Annotated in this window: 20 protein-coding genes; 7 read left to right on the forward strand and 13 right to left on the reverse strand. The window is 55.6% G+C overall.

Annotated elements, in window-relative coordinates:
• The first annotated feature begins 42 nt into the window (after positions 1-42).
• Both nagK and cobB read left to right on the forward strand, forming a co-directional pair.
• Entirely contained in the window at positions 43-954 is a 912-nt protein-coding gene (nagK, locus tag WM95_RS09910) for an N-acetylglucosamine kinase (protein WP_063409611.1), read from the forward strand.
• Positions 955-968: 14 nt separating this feature from the next.
• Positions 969-1,790: a Sir2 family NAD+-dependent deacetylase gene (cobB, locus tag WM95_RS09915; RefSeq protein ID WP_054829824.1), complete on the forward strand. Its 822-nt coding sequence runs from the start codon at positions 969-971 to the stop codon at positions 1,788-1,790.
• Between the two features lie 45 nt (positions 1,791-1,835).
• Here cobB and WM95_RS09920 read toward each other — a convergent pair whose 3' ends face one another.
• On the reverse strand, positions 1,836-3,767 hold the full coding sequence (locus WM95_RS09920; RefSeq protein WP_063409610.1) for a methyl-accepting chemotaxis protein: 1,932 nt from the start codon (positions 3,765-3,767) through the stop codon (positions 1,836-1,838).
• A 236-nt stretch (positions 3,768-4,003) separates the two neighbouring features.
• On the opposite strand from WM95_RS09920, the gene WM95_RS09925 reads away from it, so the two are divergent.
• Complete coding sequence (locus WM95_RS09925; RefSeq protein WP_063409609.1) at positions 4,004-5,233, forward strand: EAL and HDOD domain-containing protein; 1,230 nt, start codon at positions 4,004-4,006, stop codon at positions 5,231-5,233.
• 45 nt (positions 5,234-5,278) lie between these two features.
• Here WM95_RS09925 and potD read toward each other — a convergent pair whose 3' ends face one another.
• From potD to potA, 4 genes are read right to left on the reverse strand one after another with little or no spacing between them, the layout of a single operon-like run.
• Positions 5,279-6,313: a spermidine/putrescine ABC transporter substrate-binding protein PotD gene (gene potD / locus WM95_RS09930; RefSeq protein ID WP_023311175.1), complete on the reverse strand. Its 1,035-nt coding sequence runs from the start codon at positions 6,311-6,313 to the stop codon at positions 5,279-5,281.
• Positions 6,310-7,101, reverse strand: coding sequence for a spermidine/putrescine ABC transporter permease PotC (potC, locus tag WM95_RS09935; RefSeq protein WP_023311176.1), 792 nt, complete (start codon positions 7,099-7,101; stop codon positions 6,310-6,312). The genes potD and potC overlap by 4 nt, the downstream gene beginning before the upstream one ends.
• Positions 7,098-7,955, reverse strand: coding sequence for a spermidine/putrescine ABC transporter permease PotB (gene potB / locus WM95_RS09940; protein WP_023311177.1), 858 nt, complete (start codon positions 7,953-7,955; stop codon positions 7,098-7,100). Before potB ends, potC begins: the two co-directional genes overlap by 4 nt.
• Positions 7,939-9,087 (reverse strand): spermidine/putrescine ABC transporter ATP-binding protein PotA, encoded by a 1,149-nt coding sequence (potA, locus tag WM95_RS09945; protein ID WP_181008668.1) that lies wholly within the window; start codon positions 9,085-9,087, stop codon positions 7,939-7,941. The genes potB and potA overlap by 17 nt, the downstream gene beginning before the upstream one ends.
• A gap of 237 nt (positions 9,088-9,324) precedes the next feature.
• On the opposite strand from potA, the gene pepT reads away from it, so the two are divergent.
• Positions 9,325-10,548, forward strand: a complete 1,224-nt coding sequence (gene pepT / locus WM95_RS09950; RefSeq protein WP_063409607.1) for a peptidase T — start codon at positions 9,325-9,327, stop codon at positions 10,546-10,548.
• An 89-nt stretch (positions 10,549-10,637) separates the two neighbouring features.
• Here the strand turns inward: pepT and WM95_RS09955 are convergent, their stop codons facing one another.
• From WM95_RS09955 to rluE, 8 genes are all read right to left on the reverse strand, one after another.
• Positions 10,638-11,759, reverse strand: a complete 1,122-nt coding sequence (locus tag WM95_RS09955; RefSeq protein WP_023311180.1) for a ribosomal protein uL16 3-hydroxylase — start codon at positions 11,757-11,759, stop codon at positions 10,638-10,640.
• A 92-nt stretch (positions 11,760-11,851) separates the two neighbouring features.
• Positions 11,852-13,315 carry a two-component system sensor histidine kinase PhoQ gene (gene phoQ / locus WM95_RS09960; protein ID WP_063409606.1) on the reverse strand — a complete coding sequence of 488 codons (1,464 nt, stop codon included), beginning with the start codon at positions 13,313-13,315 and terminating at the stop codon, positions 11,852-11,854.
• Positions 13,316-13,987: a two-component system response regulator PhoP gene (gene phoP, locus WM95_RS09965; RefSeq protein WP_028019015.1), complete on the reverse strand. Its 672-nt coding sequence runs from the start codon at positions 13,985-13,987 to the stop codon at positions 13,316-13,318.
• Between the two features lie 123 nt (positions 13,988-14,110).
• Entirely contained in the window at positions 14,111-15,481 is a 1,371-nt protein-coding gene (purB, locus tag WM95_RS09970; protein WP_063409605.1) for an adenylosuccinate lyase, read from the reverse strand.
• A gap of 19 nt (positions 15,482-15,500) precedes the next feature.
• Positions 15,501-16,130, reverse strand: a complete 630-nt coding sequence (gene hflD / locus WM95_RS09975; RefSeq protein WP_023311236.1) for a high frequency lysogenization protein HflD — start codon at positions 16,128-16,130, stop codon at positions 15,501-15,503.
• A gap of 26 nt (positions 16,131-16,156) precedes the next feature.
• Positions 16,157-17,269: a tRNA 2-thiouridine(34) synthase MnmA gene (gene mnmA / locus WM95_RS09980; RefSeq protein WP_032657963.1), complete on the reverse strand. Its 1,113-nt coding sequence runs from the start codon at positions 17,267-17,269 to the stop codon at positions 16,157-16,159.
• Between the two features lie 40 nt (positions 17,270-17,309).
• On the reverse strand, positions 17,310-17,783 hold the full coding sequence (locus WM95_RS09985) for an NUDIX hydrolase (protein WP_045358066.1): 474 nt from the start codon (positions 17,781-17,783) through the stop codon (positions 17,310-17,312).
• 9 nt (positions 17,784-17,792) lie between these two features.
• The gene (gene rluE / locus WM95_RS09990) at positions 17,793-18,446 is read right to left on the reverse strand and encodes a 23S rRNA pseudouridine(2457) synthase RluE (protein WP_023311239.1); all 654 of its coding nucleotides are present in this window, start codon (positions 18,444-18,446) and stop codon (positions 17,793-17,795) included.
• Between the two features lie 117 nt (positions 18,447-18,563).
• On the opposite strand from rluE, the gene icd reads away from it, so the two are divergent.
• From icd to WM95_RS10005, 3 genes are all read left to right on the forward strand, one after another.
• Positions 18,564-19,814, forward strand: a complete 1,251-nt coding sequence (icd, locus tag WM95_RS09995; RefSeq protein WP_008500752.1) for an NADP-dependent isocitrate dehydrogenase — start codon at positions 18,564-18,566, stop codon at positions 19,812-19,814.
• A gap of 77 nt (positions 19,815-19,891) precedes the next feature.
• Complete coding sequence (locus tag WM95_RS10000) at positions 19,892-20,239, forward strand: DUF1304 domain-containing protein (RefSeq protein WP_023311240.1); 348 nt, start codon at positions 19,892-19,894, stop codon at positions 20,237-20,239.
• A 74-nt stretch (positions 20,240-20,313) separates the two neighbouring features.
• Positions 20,314-20,559, forward strand: a complete 246-nt coding sequence (locus WM95_RS10005; protein ID WP_023311241.1) for a YmjA family protein — start codon at positions 20,314-20,316, stop codon at positions 20,557-20,559.
• Positions 20,560-20,756: the final 197 nt, after the last annotated feature.

Below are 20,756 nucleotides of genomic sequence, written 5' to 3' on the forward strand. Positions count from 1 at the left end.
TCTAGCGGCTTTCGGGCCGCCAGGTAAAAGGAGGAATGCGTTATGTATTACGGATTTGATATTGGCGGCACCAAGATTGCGCTCGGCGCGTTTGATAAAGACCTCAAACTGCAGTGGGAAACCCGCGTTCCCACGCCGCGCGAAAGCTACGACGAATTTTTAACCGCGATTGCCGCGCTGGTGGCGCAGGCCGATGAACGCTTTGGCGTGAAAGGCAGCGTCGGCATCGGCATTCCGGGTATGCCCGAAACCGACGACGGCACGCTGTATGCCGCCAACGTGCCTGCCGCCAGCGGTAAACCGCTCCGCGCCGATCTCTCTGCTCTCCTTGAACGCGACGTGCGTTTAGACAATGATGCTAACTGCTTTGCGCTCTCTGAAGCCTGGGACGATGAGTTCCGTCAGTATCCGCTGGTGATGGGGCTGATCCTCGGTACCGGCGTCGGCGGGGGGATTGTGATCAACGGTAAGCCCATCACCGGGCGCAGCTACATCACCGGCGAGTTTGGCCATATCCGCCTGCCGGTGGATGCTCTCGAGGTGGTGGGACGCGATTTCCCGCTGACCCGCTGCGGCTGCGGCCAGCACGGCTGTATTGAGAACTACCTCTCAGGGCGCGGGTTTGCATGGCTTTACGAACACTTCTATCATCAGAAACTTGAGGCCCCTCAAATCATTACCCTGTGGGAGCAAGGGGATGCGCAGGCGCGCGAGCACGTCGAGCGCTATCTGGATCTGCTGGCGGTGTGTCTGGGAAATATTCTCACCATCGTCGACCCGGATCTGCTGGTGATCGGGGGAGGGCTGTCAAACTTTACCGCGATTACGGAACGGTTGTCCGGGCGTTTGCCCCGACATTTATTGCCGGTTGCCCGCGTGCCGCGTATTGAACGCGCGCGACACGGGGACGCAGGAGGCATGCGCGGAGCCGCATTCCTTCATCTCACCGATTAGTTTACGAGGTTTCTATGCTGTCGCGTCGCCAGGGTCGACTCAGCCGTTTTCGCAAAAACAAACGCCGCTTGCGTGAGCGCTTGCGCCAGCGGATCTTTTTCAGAGACAGAATGATGCCAGAAGCGATGGATAAACCCAGAGTGGTGGTGCTGACCGGGGCGGGGATCTCCGCCGAGTCAGGAATTCGAACCTTCCGCGCGGCGGACGGGCTGTGGGAAGAGCACCGCGTGGAGGATGTGGCCACGCCGGAAGGCTTTGCCCGCGATCCGGATCTCGTCCAGGCGTTTTACAACGCCCGCCGCCGTCAGCTTCAGCAGCCTGAAGTCGCGCCGAATGCGGCGCATCTGGCGCTGGCGAAGCTGGAAGAGGCGCTGGGCGATCGTTTTCTGCTGGTAACGCAGAATATCGACAACCTGCACGAGCGGGCCGGTAACAAGAACATCATTCACATGCACGGCGAGCTGCTCAAGGTTCGCTGCGCCTGGAGCGGTCAGGTGCTGGACTGGCAAGAGGACGTGCTGCCTGAGGATAAGTGCCACTGCTGCCAGTTCCCGTCGCGCCTGCGTCCGCACGTGGTCTGGTTCGGTGAAATGCCGCTGGGAATGGATGATATCTACAGCGCGCTGGCGATGGCCGACGTATTTATCGCCATCGGCACATCCGGCCATGTTTACCCGGCGGCGGGGTTTGTCCACGAAGCGCGACTGCACGGCGCGCATACGGTAGAACTCAATCTTGAGCCAAGCCAGGTGGGCAGCGAGTTTGAAGAGAAACACTACGGTCTGGCAAGCACGGTCGTCCCGGAGTTTGTCGACAAGCTGCTGAAAGGGCTGTAACGGCAATCGCGTGAAAAGGCACCCGTCCAGCGGGTGCCTTTTTATTTATGAATGGAAGAACGCCAGCGTCTTCTCGAGCGATTTAGCCTGCTCATCCAGCGAGAGCGCCGCCGCAGAGATCTGCTGAACCAGAGAGGCATTCTGCTGGGTCGTGCTGTCCATCTGGTTAACGGCGGTGCTGACCTGGCTAATCCCGCGATTTTGCTCATCCAGCGCCTGAACGATATCGTTGATGACCAGATGCACATGCGATACCGCTTCAATCACCTGTTTCATCATCACCCCCGTTTCATTGACCAGCTCAACGCCTTTGCTCACGCGCCCTGAGGACTCGGCAATCAGCTGAGAGATCTCTTTTGCCGCGTTAGCGCTTCGCTGGGCCAGGTTGCGCACTTCCCCTGCGACGACCGCGAAGCCGCGCCCCTGTTCGCCAGCCCGTGCCGCTTCAACAGCAGCATTCAGCGCCAGGATATTGGTCTGGAAGGCGATGCCATCGACAATGCTGTTAATCTCGCCGATCTTACGCGCGCTCTCGTCAATCTCCCCGATCACCACGACCACGTCGTTCACCAGCGTTTCACCGTGCCCGGCGAGGCTCGCGGCGCGATCGGTCAGCGTGGTCGCCTTGTGGGCGTTGTCGGCGTTATTCTTCACCGTGACCGAAATCTCTTCCATGCTGGCTGCCGTTTCAACAATCGCAGCCGCCTGTTCCTCGGTTCGCGAGGCGAGGTCAAGGTTGCCCGCCGAAATTTCACTGGTGCCGCCGTGCACGGAGTGGCTGGCTTCGCTGATATTGTCGACGATGCGCTTGAGCTGCATCTGCATGGTGTGCAGGGCATAAAAAATGCTGTGGGTATCTCCGGAACGAACCGGGATGGTGTTGTTCAGATCTCCCCGGGCAACGGCCAGGGCGATCCCGGCGGCCTCCGAAGGTTCGCCCCCAACCGGACGGTCAACTTTACGGGTGAAGATCTGTGCCATGACCAGGCTAACCGCCACGATGCTTAACACCATCATGATGATGGCTTTCAGTAAAAATGCGCGCGCTTCGGCCATCACTTCGCTGACCGGCGTGATAATGGCGAGTTTCCACGGCGTCTGGCTGTTACCGACGGCGATGTCCTGCCAGGTGATGAACACGTCCTCCTTCAGCAGCGGATCGTTTACCCGGGTGACGTCATGACCGGCAATCTGACCGGCGTAAGGCTTGCCTGCCGCGCGCTTGTCCGGGCTGGACACCACGTTATTCCCCGCAGACAGGAGCAGGGCATAGCCTGTGCCGTTCCACGGTTTAATCGCGCCGATGGTCGACTGCAGCGTGGCGAGGGAGAAGTCAGAGGTGACCGAACCCAGAAACTGACCGTCGCGCATGATGGGGGCGGCAATCGAGGTGAGCATCACGTCCACGCCGTTGTAGGGATAGATATAGGGCTCGATGATCACATCTTTATGGCGTTGTTTCGGCAGCAGATAATAATCGCCGCTGCCGGGCGTTTCGATGTCCGTCAGCAGGTGTAATGCCGGTTTGCCGGTGGCGTCCCGGTCGACGTAGCGGGCGTAGCGCCCGGCAGGATCTTCACCGCTCTGACCGGCCCAGACGGCATCTTTATCGTCGAACGCGTTAGGCTCAAAGGCCATCGACATGGAGAGAAACTGTGGGTGAGCCGAAAGGTAGTGGATGAGCAGCTGGTTCAGGCTCTGGCGTTCGGTCACGCCCGCCTCGCGCAGCGCCAGGGCGCTGTTGCCCATGTCCCGGGCGGCAGTCAGGGCAGAATCCAGCTGTTTGCTGACCTGCAACGCTTGCACCTCGGCAATCTGGCGGATATGTTTTTTGGCCAGAACCTCCTGCTGTGCCATCCACTGCCACATCATAAACCCGATCGTTGCCGTAAAGCCCACCGTTACGGTGAGGAAAATGGACAACAGCATCAACGTCTTGACGCTTATTTTTTTTCTTCGGACCATGGCGTCTTTCATTCTCATCTCCCGTAATATCGTGCATGTCGGGCAGGCACATATTCCTTATCGGATATTTTCTCCTCTTTCTGTAGAGCGTCAGAAATATTTAATTTAAATTTTGTTTCGTAAATCCAGTTAATTAGTGTGGATGCTTTTATTTTGTGCATTCAATCAAAATAGTGCTCGATAAAGCTCGTTATCGTCGTGTAGAAAGAGGATGCTAATAAATATAAAGTTGTAGAGGAGGATGGGATATGTACGGATTTATTGCGCGACAACCCATTTTTAACCCTGAGATGAAGACGGTGGCCTACGAGCTGCTGTTCAGAGATGGGATGACAAACCGTTTTCCGGATGTGTCGGCGGAATATGCCACCTCCAGGATGATCTCAGATCAGTTTTTATGCGTGCCGTCCCAGCGCATCGCCGGGGCACATACGTCGTTTATTAATTTCCCGTCGCGAATGGTCATAGACCGCAGTGGAGAAGCGCTGGATAAAGAGCGCGTGGTCATTGAGATCCTGGAAGATGCTGTGCCGGGAGAGGAGCTGTTGCAGGCCGTCAGGGAGATGAGTGCGGATGGTTATCAGTTTGCGCTTGATGATTTCACGCTTGCGCCAGAATGGGATGTTTTTTTACCCTATATTTCAATACTGAAGTTTGACGTCAGGAATTATACCTTAGCGCAAATTAAACAGTATCTGAAAGAGCGTAAACATTTAACCGGGCATATTAAATATCTCGCTGAAAAAATTGAGACTAAAGAGGAATTCAGCGAATACAGGGAAGAGGGATTCTCGCTGTTTCAGGGCTATTTTTTCTGCCGTCCGGAGGTCATTAAATATAAACGGCTATCGCAAAATCAGCTGGCGATTTTTCGGCTGCAAATGGAGGTCGGACGCAATAAACCCGATTTTCGGATCGTCGAGTCGTTGATTAAAACCGATCTCACGCTGTCCTATAAGATTATGCGCTACATGAAGCACACCGCATTTAAACATATCGGTGCCTGTAATTTCAGCAAGTTAACCCTGAGCGAAGTCCTCAGATACCTCGGGGAAAACCAGCTGAGACGGTTTGTTGCGGTCGTGGTCCTCGCCAGTGCGGGCAATGACACCGTCAGCGAGCTTTATCCGCTGAGCATGATGCGCGGCAAGTTCTGCGAGCTAATAGCCGAGACGATGAACGAACCGACGCTGGCTGAAAATGCCTTCATGTGCGGCCTGTTTTCTCTGCTCGATACCCTCCTTGAGCTGCCGATGGCCGAGTTGATGAAGCAAATTGCGGTCCCGCAGAGCGTGAGCAATGCCCTGTGCCACCAGGAGGGACGGTTAGCCGATATGGTGAGCCTTTGCCGTTACTATGAACAGCAGCAGTGGGACGAGGCGACCCGGGTTCGTCAGGCGCTGGGTCTGTCGGATGAGGATGTGGTTGAGGCGATGAGAAAGGCGACAATCTGGGCAGGGGAGAATGCGGTCAGTTAATCCTCCTCACGCCGTACGGGCGGCGTGAGGAAGAACGCGATACCGTTACCGGCCCGCTTTTAATTTCTGGTAATACTCTTCGTAGAGGCGGCTGGCGTCACCGACATCGTTCTGCCATTCACCTTTGCTGATGGTTTCGGCATCCGGATAGAGCGATTTATCGTTAGCTACCTCAGGCTTCAGCAGCTTGCGTGCGGCGAGGTTTGGCGTCGGGTAGCCAATCGTCTCGGCAACCTGTTTCGCTACGTCCGGGCGCAGCAGGAAGTTAATCAGCTTGTGCGCCCCTTCAGCGTTTTTCGCGTTGGCGGGGATCGCAAGGCTGTCCATCCAGAAGATCCCGCCTTCTTTCGGCCAGACCACCTCAAGCGGCGTACCGGCCTGGCGGGCGACATACGCGGAGCCGTTCCACACCATCCCCAGGTTCACTTCGCCTTCCATATACGGATTTGCCGGGTTATCAGAGTTGAACGCCGCCACGTTAGGCATCAGCTTTTTCAGCTCGTTATACGCCGCTTCAATCTCTTTCGGATCCGTCGTGTTGCCCGAGTAGCCCAGCTTGCGCAGCGCGACCTGGAACACTTCACGCGCGTCGTCGGTTAACAGCAGGCTACCCTTGTACTCTGGTTTCCAGAGATCGGCCCAGCTTGTCACCGTTTTTGGATCGACGGCCTCGCTGTTCACGCCGATCGCGGTTGCTCCCCAGATATACGGAATGGAGTAGTCGTTATTCGGGTCGAACGGCTTGTTGAGCATCTCAGGATCGAGGTTTGCAAAATTGGTTAGCTTCGTTTTGTCGATCTTCTGGATCATGCCCTCTTTGCGCATTTTGTCGACAAAGTAGGTGGAAGGCACGACCAGATCGTACGCACCGTCTTTGTAGGTTTTCAGCTTGGCGTACATGGTTTCATTCGACTCGTAGGTCGAGTAGATAACCTTGATGCCCGTTTCCTTTGTGAACTGTTCCAGCAGGCCCGGCGGCACGTACTCGGTCCAGTTGTAGAAGTAGAGTGTTTTGCTGTCATCAGCGTGCGCGGCACCCATGCCAAGCACCAGCGCCGCAGCGGCGAGCATTTTTTTCATTTCATTGTCCCCTGAGATTTTGTTTTATCACGAGCAATAACCTGGCTGGCAATCACCAGAACCAGCGAAAACACCAGCAGAATGGTCGCCAGCGCGTTCACCTCCGGTGAGACGCCGACTTTCACCATTGAATAGATCTTCAACGGCAGAATTTCATAGCTCGGACCGGTGACGAAGGAGGACACGACCACGTCATCCATCGACAGGGTGAAGCTAAGTAGCCATCCGGCCGCCACGGCGGGCATCGCCAGAGGCAGGATGATTTTGCGCAGGATGATCATCTCGCTGGCACCCAGATCTTTCGCCGCCTCCAGCATGCGCACGTCGAACCCTTTCAGGCGCGCGAAAACGGTCACCACCACAAACGGCAGGCAGAAGGTGATGTGCGAGAACAGCAGCGACCAGAAGCCAAGCTGTACGCCCAGCAGCATAAACAGCACCAGCAGCGAAATGGCCATCACGATGTCCGGCGACATCATCACCACAAACAGCATGCCGCTGACGAACGGTTTGCCGCGAAAGCGATAGCGGTACAGCGCCACGGCGGTGAGCGAGCCAATCAGCGTCGCGAAGGTGGCGGAGAAGATCGCCATCGTCAGCGAGTGCTGCGCGGCCTGCAGCAGGCTATCGTTGTTCATCAGCAGGCTGTACCAGTTGGTGGTAAAGCCCTGCCAGTTAATCCCGAAGCGTGAGCTGTTAAACGAGTTCACGATCAAAATAACGATCGGGATATACAGGTAAGCGTAAATGGCGGTCATAAAACCGCCGCGAAGCAGTCGACCGATCATTCGAGTTCCACCTTCTTGTTCAGCAGCCGTGAAGCGCGCCAGTAGACCAGCAGCATCAGGCCCATGACCACCGTCAGCGTAATGCTCGTCGCGGACCCGAACGGCCAGTCGCGGATGTTCAGGAACTGGCTCTTGATTACGTTACCGATCAGCAGGTTTTTCGCGCCGCCCATCAGATCCGACACGTAGAACAAACCCATCGCCGGGAGCATTACCAGCAGACAGCCCGCGATAATGCCGGGCATGGTCAGCGGGATAATAATGCGGATGAAGGTCTGCAGCTTATTAGCGCCCAGATCTTTTGCCGCCTCCAGCAGCGGTTTATCCAGCTTCTCGATGCTGGAGTAGAGCGGCATCACCATAAACGGCAGCAGGATATAGACCAGGCCGACAATCACCGCGCTCGGGGTAAACATGATGCGGATCGGCGTATCAATCACTCCCAGCCACAGCAGAAACTCGTTGAGATAGCCTTTAGTGCTAAGGAAGATCTTCAGCCCGTAGATGCGGATTAACGAGTTGGTCCAGAAGGGAACAATCAGTAAAAACAGCAGCAGGGGCCGCACCTTTTGCGGCAGGCCCGCGAGGAACCATGCGAAAGGATACCCCAGCACCAGACAGGCAAGGGTGGCAATCAGCGCCATGTTGAGCGAGTGCAGCAGCACGTCAAAATAGAGCGGATCGAGCAGGCGCGCGTAGTTGTCCAGCGTAAAGACCAGCGAAACGAAGCTAGCGTCGTCGCGGGTCAGAAAGCTGGTGGCAACGATCATCAGGTTGGGCAAAAAGACAAACAGCACAAGCCAACCGACGATCGTGGCGATCACCACATTCTGGAATTTACTTGTGTTCTTCATCAGCTAGCACAACCTCCCAGCTTTCTACCCAGTTAATAACCATTTTCTGGTCGAGAGAGTGGTCGAAGTCAGGGTCGTCTTCGTTAAAGAACTCGCTGACCATCACCATTTTGCCGTTCTCCAGCTCGACAACGGACTCCAGCGTCATCCCTTTGTAGTTGCGCTCGCGGATATAGCCAATCAACCCTTCGGCCTCGGTATTGCCGTGAATTTCATCGACGCGCAGATCTTCCGGGCGCAGCAGGACGTTGAGCTTTTGTCCCTTTTCGACGGGGAAAGTCACCGTGATATTGCACTCGCGTCCTTCGACGCTGGCGCGCACGCGCTGGTCGTCCAGACGCTCAATCACTGTAGCGTCGAAGATATTGATCTCGCCAATGAAGCTGGCGACAAACAGATTCTTCGGCTCTTCGTAGATTTCGCGCGGCGTGCCGTCCTGCTCGATTTTGCCGTCGCGCATCACCACGATGCGGTCGGACATGGTCAGGGCTTCTTCCTGATCGTGGGTGACGAAGACAAAGGTAATGCCGAGCTTGCGCTGCAGGGCTTTGAGCTCGCTCTGCATCTGCTTGCGCAGCTTGTAATCCAGCGCCGAGAGGGATTCATCCAGCAGGAGCAGACGCGGCTTGTTGACCACGGCGCGGGCGATGGCTACGCGCTGCTGCTGGCCGCCGGAAAGCTGATGGGGTTTACGCTGGGCAAACGTCTCAAGCTGCACCATGCGCAGGGCGTCGGTGACGCGCGGTTCGATCTCGTTCGCCGGGGTTTTTTGCATCCGCAGACCAAACGCCACGTTTTCAAACACGGTCATGTGCGGGAACAGGGCGTAGCTCTGAAAGACGGTATTGACGTGGCGATCTTCGGCGGGAACCCGGGTGATGTCCTGGTTCTCAAGATGGATATGGCCGTTATCGACGCTTTCCAGCCCGGCGATAAGGCGCAGTACGGTTGTTTTGCCGCAGCCAGAGGGGCCAAGCAGCGTCAGAAACTCACCGTCATTGATGGTCAGAGTGAGGTCGGAGATAACGTCTTTACCATCAAAACTTTTACGAATTCGTTCCAGTTGCACCAGCGGTGAACGTGAACGGGATTGTGTATTCAATTTTTGCGCTGTCCCATATAGACGCCTCAGGCAGCAGACTGAAGCGGGGTTTGTGTGTAACCACCTTGGTGACTCGTAATGAGGGCGGACATTCTACGGCAATCCCCTGCGATCGCCAATCCTTGTCACTGATTCATAAGCTACATTTATTAACGCATAACGATACAAACAGAAAATATTCTCGTTTGCGGGATAAAAGTGACCTGACGCAATATTTGCGTTTTGATGCTTATTGATAATGTTGTCACAAAAAGTGAGGGTGACTGCATGGATAAATTACTTGAGCGTTTTTTACAGTACGTTTCGCTGGATACCCAATCTAAGCCGGGTGTTCGCCAGGTGCCGAGCACTGAAGGCCAGTGGAAGTTATTAAACCTGCTGAAAGAGCAGCTTGACGCCATGGGGCTGGTCAACGTCACGTTAAGCGAAAAAGGCACTGTGATGGGAACGCTGCCGGCGAATGTCCAGGGTGACATTCCGGCGATTGGCTTTATCTCCCATGTCGACACCTCTCCGGATTTTAGCGGCAAACATGTGAACCCGCAGATTGTGGAAAACTACCGCGGCGGCGATATAGCGCTGGGCATTGGTGACGAAGTGCTCTCGCCGGTGATGTTCCCGGTACTGCATCAGCTGCTGGGCCAGACGCTGATCACCACCGACGGTAAAACGCTGCTGGGGGCGGATGACAAGGCGGGGATCGCGGAGATCATGACCGCGCTGGCGGTGCTGAAGGGCAAAAATATCCCGCACGGGGATATCCGCGTGGCCTTTACGCCGGACGAAGAGGTCGGCAAGGGCGCGAAGCACTTCGACGTGGAGGCCTTTAACGCGCAGTGGGCCTATACCGTCGACGGCGGCGGCGTCGGTGAACTGGAGTATGAAAACTTCAATGCCGCGTCCGTCACGATTAAAATTGTCGGCAACAACGTTCATCCCGGCTCGGCGAAAGGCGTCATGGTGAACGCGCTGTCGCTGGCGTCGCGAATTCATGCGGAAGTCCCGGCGGAAGAGAGCCCTGAACAGACCGAAGGGTATGAAGGTTTCTATCACCTGACCAGCATCAAAGGCAGCGTGGACAGCGCGCAGATGCACTACATCATCCGCGATTTCGACCGCAAAGCCTTTGAGGCGCGCAAGCGTAAGATGATGGAGATCGCCAGGAAGGTGGGCAAAGGATTACACCCTGATTGCTATATTGAGCTGATCATTGAAGACAGCTATTACAACATGCGCGAGAAGGTGATGGCGCATCCGCATATTCTCGATATCGCCCAGCAGGCGATGCGGGACTGCGATATCGAACCGCAGCTGAAGCCGATTCGCGGCGGCACCGACGGTTCTCAGCTGTCGTTTATGGGGCTGCCGTGCCCGAACCTGTTTACCGGTGGCTACAACTACCATGGCAAGCATGAGTTTGTGACGCTGGAAGGGATGGAAAAAGCGGTTAAGGTGATAGTGCGAATAGCGGAGTTAACCGCGAAGCGGTAAGAAAAAGCCCGGTGGCGCTACGCTTACCGAGCCCGCGATCGGAATGTAGGCCGGGTAAGGCGAAGCCGCCACCCGGCAAATATCACGACTCAGTCCTCAAAGAACCAGTAACCGCTGTTGACCAGCGCGGCCAGCATCGCGAGGAAGGAAGGATCTTCCAGCGCATCGCCAAAGGTGTCGGCAGTGAGCACCAGATGGCTGGCAATGGCTTCCAGCGCCGGGCGGTGCGGAGAGTCCAGCTTCTCGCCGTTGACGAACACCTCTTCACCAATGCGCAGCACGCGCAACCCGCCCAGACGCGTCAGCTTATCGCCCTGCTGAAGCGCATCATAAATCTCGTCAGCCTGATACGGCGGCTCTGGCGGCGCAACGTCCAGCTCATGACGAGACTGGCTGATAAACTCACCAAACCACTGTTTGAAGTGCTCCGGCTCGTTGATCAAATCCAGCATCATGCCGCGCAGCTTATCGAGTTCTTCTGGCAGAATATCCGCCGGATGCTCGCGTGCAGGCACATCAGGGTCGCTGTAACGATAGCTGCCCAGCTCGCGCTGCAGAACATAGTCGGCAAATCCGCTGATCATCTCGCGGCCGCTCGGCGCGCGGAACCCCACGGAGTAGTTGAGTGAGTTTTCCAGGGAGTAGCCTTCGTGAGGGAATCCCGGCGGGATGTAGAGAATATCACCCGGCTCCAGCTCTTCGTCGATAATCCCTTCAAACGGGTCAACCTGAAGCAGGTCAGGATGCGGGCAGTGCTGCTTCATCGGCACTTTTTCGCCCACGCGCCAGCGGCGGCGGCCCGTACCCTGAATGATGAACACGTCGTACTGGTCAAGATGTGGACCTACGCCGCCGCCCGGCACGGAGAAAGAGATCATCAGATCGTCCATGCGCCAGTCGGGCAGGGCGCGGAACGGACGCATTAGCGCGGCAGTCGGCTCGTGCCAGTGGTTGACCGCCTGCACCAGCAGCGACCAGTTGTTTTCACCGAGGTGATCGTAGCTTTCGAAAGGACCGTGGCTAACCTGCCATTTCCCGTCCTGGTGGCTGACCAGACGGCTGTCGACTTCGTTTTCCATGGCCAGACCTGCCAGCTCGTCAGGCGAGATAGGGTCGACAAAATTGCTGAATCCGCGTTTCAGAACCACCGGTCGTTTTTGCCAGTAACGTTCAATAAACTCGGGCCAGTTAAGCGTTAAGTGATAATCCATAATTTTTTTATTCCGCAGGCTCTTACTGACTCGGATTATAACGGAAGCTCAGTCCCCCGGCTGCGAGATCCTCGCATTTTTCACATAACGGGTTAACTATCGTTCAATGTGGGCTGCTGGCGACCAAAAATAACCTCCATTCTGGCGCCGCCCAGCAGGCTTTCACTGGTTTCTATTTTCCCGTCGTACTGGTCGACAATCTCACGGGCGACGGCCAATCCTACGCCCTGGCCAGGACGTAGCGTATCGGCGCGCTGACCGCGAACGAACACCACGTCACGCTTATTGCGCGGGATGCCCGGACCATCATCCTCAACGATAATATGCAGCTCGGTTTCCGTCTGACGCGCTGACACTTCCACGAACTCCAGACAGTATTTGCAGGCGTTATCCAGCAGGTTACCCATCACTTCCATGAAGTCATTTTTTTCACCCACAAAGCTTATCTCTGGCGAGATATCGAGGCTGATGTTCACCCCTTTACGCTGATACACCTTATTGAGGGCGGACGTGAGGTTATCCAGAAGCGGGGCTACCGGGTGCAGCTCGCGGCTCAGAAGCGCGCTGCCGGAACGCATGCTGGCGCGGTGCAGGTAATAGCCAATTTGCTGGGAAATACGGCTGATCTGCTCCAGCATCACCGGCTCGGCATCATCGACGCTCAGCTTCGAACTGCGCATTGAACGCAGGGTACTTTGCATGACGGCCAGCGGAGTTTTCAGGCTGTGGGTCAGGTCGGTAAGGGTGGTACGGTATTTATCGTAGCGTTCGCGTTCACTTTTAAGCAGGCGGTTGAGGTTACGCACCAGGCTGGTGAGCTCACGGGTGGTTTCCGGGTTCAGCTTCTCGCGATGATGTTCTTCCAGCTCACGAACCTCTTTCGCCAGTGATTCAATGGGGCGCAAGCTCCACCACGCCGCCACCCACAGCAGCGGGATCACCAGCAGGAGATTCGCAGCCAGAACGTAGATGAACCAGCTCCAGACCATATAAGAACGCTTCAGCTCGACCGGAATGGTGTCGATCACCACGATGGTCAGCTGCGGCATGTTCAGCGTCGCTGGATAGAGGTTGATCGCGACGGAGTGCGTCATCTCCGTCTCGGCGTTGTCGGCGCGGATCTCGTTCAGCTTTTGCTGCAGGGAGCGATCTTCATGGATCAGCGAGCTGGTGGTGTTGAGATCGGCTTCAATTTCGTGAAATCCGTTGGTTTTGAGCCATTCCGGGCGAATGCTTTTGACCAGCCAGGGAATATCACGCTGCGCCCACAGTAATTTCCCCTTTTCGTTATAAATCAGGGCCAGCGTTGGACTCTGCTGGTTGAGGTTTTCCGGCATTTCGACGGTGATTCGGTTGTTTTCCCACTTCGCCAGGGTATAAAACAGATTGCTTTCGCCACGCAGCAGCCGAAAGGTGGTTTTATCAAAGCTGACGCTGTAGCCCACCAGGGCGACCATGCCGTAGGAGAGCGACAGCACCAGCACGACGGCAGCCGTGGCCAGTAAGAAACGAACCCGCAGCGAGAGGGGCAGTATGTGGCGTAAAATCCCTCTCATTTAGCGTAATTCGAACAGGTAGCCCTGGCCACGGACGGTGGTAATCACATCCTGCGGATACTGCGCCTGAATTTTCTTACGCAAACGCCCCATCAGCACGTCAATGGTATGGCTCTCGCGCAGTTCAGCATCAGGGTAAAGCTGGAGCATTAAGGAATCTTTGCTCACCACTTTGCCATTGTTACGGATCAGCGTTTCCATGATGGTGTATTCGAAGGCGGTGAGCTTAATCACTTCATCATTGATCGCTAATTCCCGGCGGGAGAGATCGACCTGGAATGGCGGGATGGAAATAACCTGTGAAGCCAGCCCGCTGTTGCGGCGTAACAGCGCCTGCATGCGCGCCGCCACCTCTTCAATATGAAACGGCTTGGTGACGTAATCGTCTGCACCCGCGCTGAGCACTTCAACCTTATCCTGCCAGCCTTCACGGGCGGTCAGAACCAGAACCGGCAGGGAGACATCGTGGCTGCGCCAGCGGCGAATTAGCGACAGACCGTCTTCGTCAGGCAACCCTAAATCGACAATGGCGATATCCGGCAGGTGTTCATTGAGATAATAATCGGCTTCTTTTGCATCTTCAGCATCGTCCACCTGATGTCCCATCTCCTGAAGCTGAACCTTCAGGTGATGGCGTAGTAATGCGTTATCCTCAACAACCAGTACGCGCATCATCTCTTCTCCCTAAAAAATTGGTATGAATAGTTTAACGCTGATTATGTTGTTGTGGGGATAAACATTGAGTAAACCGGGAAAAAGCATCCCCCTTTTCGGGCGAAAAGGGGGAGAAGGGCGTTACTTCAGCTCGTCGACCATGGTGATGGCGCGGCCAATGTAGTTCGCCGGGGTCATCGCCTTCAGGCGCGTTTTCTCTTCTTCCGGCAGCGCCAGACCGTCGATAAACTGCTTCATGCCTTCGGCGTCAACGCGTTTTCCGCGGGTTAGCTCTTTCAGCTTCTCGTACGGTTTTTCGATACCGTAACGGCGCATCACGGTCTGGATTGGCTCCGCCAGCACTTCCCAGTTGTGGTCCAGCTCGTCCAGCAGACGGTCACGGTTCACTTCCAGTTTGCTCACGCCTTTCAGGGTGGACTTGTACGCGATCAGCGCGTAGCCAATGCCCACGCCCAGGTTACGCAGTACGGTGGAGTCGGTCAGGTCGCGCTGCCAGCGGGATACCGGCAGTTTGCTCGCCATATGCTGCAGCACGGCGTTCGCCAGTCCCAGGTTGCCTTCGGAGTTTTCGAAGTCGATTGGGTTTACTTTGTGCGGCATGGTGGAAGAGCCGATTTCACCGGCGATGGTTTTCTGCTTGAAGTGGTTCAGGGCGATGTAGCCCCACACGTCACGATCGAAGTCGATCAGGATGGTGTTGAAGCGGGCGATGCAGTCAAACAGTTCGGCGATATAGTCGTGCGGCTCAATCTGCGTGGTGTACGGGTTCCACTGAATGCCCAGAGAGGTCACGAACTCTTCGCTGAACTGGTGCCAGTCCACTTCCGGATAAGCGGCGATGTGGGCGTTATAGTTACCGACCGCGCCGTTGATTTTGCCGAGGATCTCAACCTGCTCCAGCTGACGGTACTGGCGCTCCATGCGGTACGCGACGTTCGCCATCTCTTTACCCATCGTGGATGGGGTGGCTGGCTGGCCGTGGGTACGGGAGAGCAGCGGAATGTCGCGGTATTCCACGGACAGCGCTTTTACCGCGTCGATGATTTTACGCCAGTAAGGCAGCACCACCTCTTTACGCGCGGTGGAGAGCATCAGCGCGTGAGAGAGGTTGTTGATGTCTTCAGAGGTACAGGCGAAGTGAATGAACTCAGACACGGCGTGCAGCGCAGGGACGCTTTCCACTTTCTCTTTCAGGAAGTACTCAACCGCTTTCACGTCGTGGTTGGTGGTGCGTTCGATGGTTTTAATGCGCGCGGCGTCTTGTTCGCTAAACTCGGCAACGATTTTATCAAGGTAATCGTTTGCCTTTTCGTCAAAAGCAGGAACTTCCTTGATTGCTGCCTGGGCGGCCAGCTTCTGCAGCCAGCGTACTTCAACCTGAACACGGAACTTCAGCAAACCATATTCGCTGAAGATCCCGCGCAGCGCGCTGACTTTATCGCCGTAGCGTCCATCGACAGGGGATACGGCGGTCAGTGAGGATAATTCCATAATTCGCAACTCCGGGAGGTTAACAATGAGCAAGAATTTGTTTTGCCTGAGTGGTCAGGCGATTACGAGAAAACATTAACTGCAGGCGGCCACCGCCCACCTGGTGCCACAGCACGGCGGCGCGGATACCTGCCAGCAGGGACGCGCGCACTTTCGCCTGTACCTGCGGACTTTGCAGCACGGCAGGGGATCCGGTGACCTGAATACGCGGGCCCAGCGGGCTGATGACGTCAACATAAATGCCGGCCATAGCGCTCAGCAGCGTTTCCGACTGCAGGTCAAAATGATCGAGCTGACGCTGCAGCCCGGCAATGCGATCGCCCAGCGTATTCATTGCGCCTTTTGCGGCGTTCAGCTTACGTTCCAGTACCATCAGGCTTAACGTGTAGCGGGTCAGCTCCGCGTTTAATCCCTGACGGCTGCTGGCGTTAAGCACGCCCAGCAGAGTTTCAAGACCGAGACGAAGATTGGTTTCACTGCCGCCGAACACGCCCAGGGTCGAGCCGGGGTTGAGATCGATAACGCTGTTCAGCGAAACGTGTAGGGCGTCAGCGTCGCAATGACCCTGATGCGCCAGCTGTTGCACCAGACGGGCTGACTGGCAAATTCCCGCCAGCGCCAGGGTGATGTCATAGTAGTTCTTCGCCACACGGTCTCCTTTATGTGTGAATCGTATTAAACAGCAGGCAGCGGCAGGCGCTGTTCAATGATCCCGCCGCCCAGACAGATTTCGCCGCTGTAGAAGACAGCAGACTGACCCGGGGTGACGGCGGCGACCGGCTCGTCGAAACGCACGTCAATGCGATCGTCATCGAGCGCGGTAATGGTGCAAGGAATATCGGTCTGACGGTAGCGGGTTTTCACCGTGCAGCGCAGCGTGCCTTTCAGCGGCTCACGATCGACCCAGTGTAGCTGCTGCGCGATAAGTCCAACGGACATCAGACGCGGATGATCGTGTCCCTGGGCAACAACCAGAATATTGTTTTCGACGTCTTTGTCGACAACATACCATGGATCTTCGCTACCTTCTTTGGTCCCGCCAATACCCAGGCCTTTACGCTGGCCGAGCGTGTGGTACATCAGCCCCTGATGCTGGCCAATCTCTTCCCCGTCGACGGTGACAATTTTACCCGGCTGTGCAGGCAGGTAACGTCCCAGGAAATCGCGGAATTTGCGCTCACCGATGAAGCAGATGCCGGTAGAGTCTTTTTTCTTCGCGGTGATCAGGTCCAGCTCTTCGGCGATTTTACGCACCTGCGGCTTTTCCAGCTCGCCGACCGGGAACAGGCTCTGGGCGATTTGCTCGTGGCTCAGCGTATAGAGGAAGTAGCTTTGATCTTTGTTGCCGTCCAGACCGCGCAGCAGCTGGCTTTTGCCATTCACGTCTGCACGGCGCACGTAGTGACCGGTCGCAATATAGTCTGCGCCCAAATCTTCTGCGGCGAATTCCAGGAAGGCCTTAAATTTGATCTCTTTGTTGCACAGAATATCCGGGTTCGGCGTGCGGCCCGCTTTGTACTCTTCGAGGAAGAGTTCAAAAACGTTATCCCAGTATTCTGCGGCAAAGTTAACGGTGTGCAGCTCAATGCCGAGCTTATCGCATACGGCCTGCGCGTCGGCGAGATCCGCTGCGGCGGTGCAGTATTCCTCGCCATCATCTTCCTCCCAGTTCTTCATGAACAGGCCCTCCACCTTATAGCCCTGTTGCTGTAACAGGTAGGCGGAAACGGAGGAATCGACACCGCCGGACATGCCGACGATCACTTTTTTCTGGCTGTTATCTGACATGGAATACTCACGACATTGAACTTCAAGGCGGCGTATTCTATCACGCCCCCCCACCATTGGCACCCTCTGTAAACGGCCAGTTAAATGCGCCGATAACATCCAGCGGCAGGCGTGCGCCTGACTGCCAGCAGCGAATGCTTTCCGCAACCAGCGGCGAGCGCAGGTTTGGCGCGTTCAGGATCTCGTCGGCAGTGACCCACAGACAGCGGTCGATATCGTCATCCTGCGGCTCTGTGGCGCACGTTTCGCTAAGCTCAACGGCGAATAAAAAGCGCAGGAAGGGCGTGTGGTCAGGTGCGATCCACTGATGCATGCGGATGAGGTGCTGAGGCTCAGCGTGAATACCGGTCTCTTCCCACAGCTCGCGTTTCGCTGCCTGCAGCAGGGTCTCATTGGCTTCAAGGTGTCCGGCAGGCTGGTTCCACAGCGCTTTGCCGTTAATGCTCTCTTCGACAACAAGGAATTTACCCCGGGCGTGGACCACGCAGGCAACCGTGACATGAGGTTTAAACATAGTGACTCCTTAAGGGGTAACGTCGCGCCATTCGCCGTTTGCCAGCGTTTCCAGGGTGTAGCTGCCCATGGCGTAGCGAATCAGACGCAGGGTAGGGAAGCCGACGTGTGCGGTCATGCGCCGAACCTGGCGGTTGCGGCCTTCATAAAGGGTTATTTTGAGCCAGCTTGTTGGAATGGATTTGCGTTCGCGAATCGGCGGGTTGCGCGGCCACAGCCACTCCGGTTCATTCACGCGTTCAATACCCGCCGGCAGGGTTGGGCCGTCGTTCAACGTCACGCCGCTGCGTAGCGCTGCCAGCGTCGCGTCATCCGGCTCGCCTTCCACCTGGACGAAGTAAATTTTGCCGGTGCGTTTGCCCGGCTGCGTGAGCTTCGCCTGCAATGCGCCGTCGTTGGTTAAGACCAGAAGGCCTTCGCTGTCGCGGTCCAGGCGCCCGGCCGCGTAGACGCCCTGAACAGGGATATAATCCTTCAGCGTGCTGCGTCCGGCTTCATCGGTAAACTGAGGCAAAACATCGTAGGGTTTATTGAACAAAATAACCCGCTTCGGCTGGGTTTCCTGCGGTCTTCTGGCGGCTTGTCGCGAGCTGAATCGCTCAACCCGGTGTTTTGTAAAAGAAGTTTTCTTCATGGTATTTTCAGGCGTTATCAATTGCCGCATTATAGCCTAATAACGAAGACCTTTCATGGCGCAGGACAATCAGGTACTATCGAAGGGCTCATTACAATTTATTAACATAAGATCAGTAACAACCAGAAGCGCTCGAAGGAGAGGTTAATGGAAAGCAAAGTAGTTGTTCCGGCGGAAGGTAAAAAGATCACCCTGCAAAACGGCAAGATTAACGTTCCTCACAATCCGATTATCCCGTTCATCGAAGGTGACGGTATCGGTGTAGACGTTACCCCGGCGATGCTGAAAGTGGTTGATGCCGCTGTTGAGAAAGCCTACAAAGGCGAGCGTAAAATTTCCTGGATGGAAATTTACACCGGTGAGAAATCTACTCAAGTTTATGGCCAGGACGTCTGGCTGCCAGCAGAAACGCTGGATCTGATCCGCGACTACCGCGTTGCTATTAAAGGCCCACTGACGACGCCAGTTGGCGGCGGTATCCGTTCCCTGAACGTGGCACTGCGTCAGGAGCTGGACCTGTACGTGTGTCTGCGTCCGGTTCGTTACTATCAGGGCACCCCAAGCCCGGTTAAGCACCCTGAACTGACCGATATGGTTATCTTCCGCGAAAACTCAGAAGACATCTACGCGGGTATCGAATGGAAAGCGGACTCTGCTGACGCAGAAAAAGTGATTAAATTCCTGCGCGAAGAGATGGGCGTGAAGAAAATTCGCTTCCCTGAGCATTGCGGTATCGGCATCAAGCCATGCTCTGAAGAGGGTACTAAACGTCTGGTGCGTGCGGCTATCGAATACGCGATCACCAATGACCGTGACTCTGTGACCCTGGTTCACAAAGGCAACATCATGAAGTTCACCGAAGGCGCGTTCAAAGACTGGGGCTACCAGTTGGCGAAAGAAGAGTTCGGCGGTGAGCTGATCGACGGTGGCCCATGGCAGAAAATTAAGAACCCGAACACCGGCAAAGAGATCATCATTAAAGATGTGATCGCCGATGCGTTCCTGCAGCAGATCCTGCTGCGTCCTGCAGAATACGACGTAATTGCCTGTATGAACCTGAACGGTGACTACATCTCTGACGCCCTGGCTGCTCAGGTTGGCGGTATCGGTATCGCCCCTGGCGCGAACATCGGTGACGAGTGCGCTCTGTTCGAAGCGACCCACGGCACTGCGCCAAAATACGCGGGTCAGGACAAAGTGAACCCAGGCTCTATCATCCTGTCCGCAGAGATGATGCTGCGTCATATGGAATGGTTCGAAGCCGCAGACCTGATCGTTAAAGGTATGGAAGGCGCGATCAACGCGAAAACCGTAACCTATGACTTCGAACGTCTGATGGAAGGCGCTAAGCTGCTGAAATGCTCAGAGTTTGGCGACGCGATTATCGCGAACATGTAATCCTGATTCTGGGTTAAACAAGAGCGGGGGCCTGAGGGTTCCCGTTTTTTTTGCCTCTGCCTGCGGGAGACAACACGATGTTAGCCACCGTCCTTATCGCTGTCGTTGCTTTCATTCATCTCTACATTCTTGTGCTGGAAATGTTCCTGTGGAATACCAAAACAGGGCACAAGGCCTTTAATCTGCGTCCTGATTTTGCGCGTGAGACCCGCGTGCTGGCCGCAAACCAAGGGTTGTATAACGGTTTTCTGGCGGCCGGTCTGCTCTGGAGCCTCTGGCTCGGCGAAAAGGGTATTCAGGTGGCCATCTTCTTCCTGACCTGCGTATTGATCGCCGGGCTCTTTGGCGCAGCCACCGCCAGCCGAAAAATTTTGTATGTACAGGCCGCGCCCGCTCTCGCAGCGCTGCTTGCGTTACTCATCTGAAGCAATGCTTTGGTTGAGATAAGGCGTCCGATATACTGATGGCTTTACCCTTACAGGTTAGCGACGAGACTGTTATGAACAACGATATCCCACTGAAATATTATGACATTGCCGATGAGTACGCGACGGAAGCCGCAGAGCCCGTCGCTGACTCAGAGCGCGACGCGCTGGCACATTATTTCCAGCTGCTGCTCACCCGTTTATCGAATAATGAGGAGATTAGCGAGGAAGCCCAGCAGGAGATGGCCACTGAGGCCGGGATCCGTGCGGGTCGCATCGATGATATTGCGAACTTCCTCAATCAGTGGGGAAATGAATAGTCTGCTTCAAAAGCCGTTATGCTGATGCTTTGCGATGCAGCTTAGCATCACGCTATCGGACCACATGCATTTTTTCCGCAGAATATGCGACGCGGGGGCGTCTATAAACAGCGCGAAAATAACGGTCAGACAAAAGAGTACCACTGGTAATAGTAAGGATAATTTCACGTTTTTAACCAAAATATGAGTGTGCTTCA

This window comes from Enterobacter cloacae complex sp. ECNIH7, from assembly GCF_002208095.1.
GTDB classification, from domain to species: domain Bacteria; phylum Pseudomonadota; class Gammaproteobacteria; order Enterobacterales; family Enterobacteriaceae; genus Enterobacter; species Enterobacter cloacae_M.

Bases quoted from the DNA above. Each gene is read 5' to 3' on its own strand.
- rluE (WP_023311239.1), bottom strand. From the start codon at position 18,446: ATGCGGCAATTGATAACGCCTGAAAATACCATGAAGAAAACTTCTTTT.
- purB (WP_063409605.1), bottom strand. From the start codon at position 15,481: ATGGAATTATCCTCACTGACCGCCGTATCCCCTGTCGATGGACGCTAC.
- icd (WP_008500752.1), top strand. From the start codon at position 18,564: ATGGAAAGCAAAGTAGTTGTTCCGGCGGAAGGTAAAAAGATCACCCTG.
- cobB (WP_054829824.1), top strand. From the start codon at position 969: ATGCTGTCGCGTCGCCAGGGTCGACTCAGCCGTTTTCGCAAAAACAAA.
- phoQ (WP_063409606.1), bottom strand. From the start codon at position 13,315: ATGAGAGGGATTTTACGCCACATACTGCCCCTCTCGCTGCGGGTTCGT.
- WM95_RS09925 (WP_063409609.1), top strand. From the start codon at position 4,004: ATGTACGGATTTATTGCGCGACAACCCATTTTTAACCCTGAGATGAAG.
- mnmA (WP_032657963.1), bottom strand. From the start codon at position 17,269: ATGTCAGATAACAGCCAGAAAAAAGTGATCGTCGGCATGTCCGGCGGT.
- potC (WP_023311176.1), bottom strand. From the start codon at position 7,101: ATGATCGGTCGACTGCTTCGCGGCGGTTTTATGACCGCCATTTACGCT.
- WM95_RS09920 (WP_063409610.1), bottom strand. From the start codon at position 3,767: ATGAAAGACGCCATGGTCCGAAGAAAAAAAATAAGCGTCAAGACGTTG.
- phoP (WP_028019015.1), bottom strand. From the start codon at position 13,987: ATGCGCGTACTGGTTGTTGAGGATAACGCATTACTACGCCATCACCTG.
- WM95_RS09955 (WP_023311180.1), bottom strand. From the start codon at position 11,759: ATGGATTATCACTTAACGCTTAACTGGCCCGAGTTTATTGAACGTTAC.
- WM95_RS10005 (WP_023311241.1), top strand. From the start codon at position 20,314: ATGAACAACGATATCCCACTGAAATATTATGACATTGCCGATGAGTAC.
- potB (WP_023311177.1), bottom strand. From the start codon at position 7,955: ATGAAGAACACAAGTAAATTCCAGAATGTGGTGATCGCCACGATCGTC.
- WM95_RS10000 (WP_023311240.1), top strand. From the start codon at position 19,892: ATGTTAGCCACCGTCCTTATCGCTGTCGTTGCTTTCATTCATCTCTAC.
- nagK (WP_063409611.1), top strand. From the start codon at position 43: ATGTATTACGGATTTGATATTGGCGGCACCAAGATTGCGCTCGGCGCG.
- WM95_RS09985 (WP_045358066.1), bottom strand. From the start codon at position 17,783: ATGTTTAAACCTCATGTCACGGTTGCCTGCGTGGTCCACGCCCGGGGT.
- potD (WP_023311175.1), bottom strand. From the start codon at position 6,313: ATGAAAAAAATGCTCGCCGCTGCGGCGCTGGTGCTTGGCATGGGTGCC.
- pepT (WP_063409607.1), top strand. From the start codon at position 9,325: ATGGATAAATTACTTGAGCGTTTTTTACAGTACGTTTCGCTGGATACC.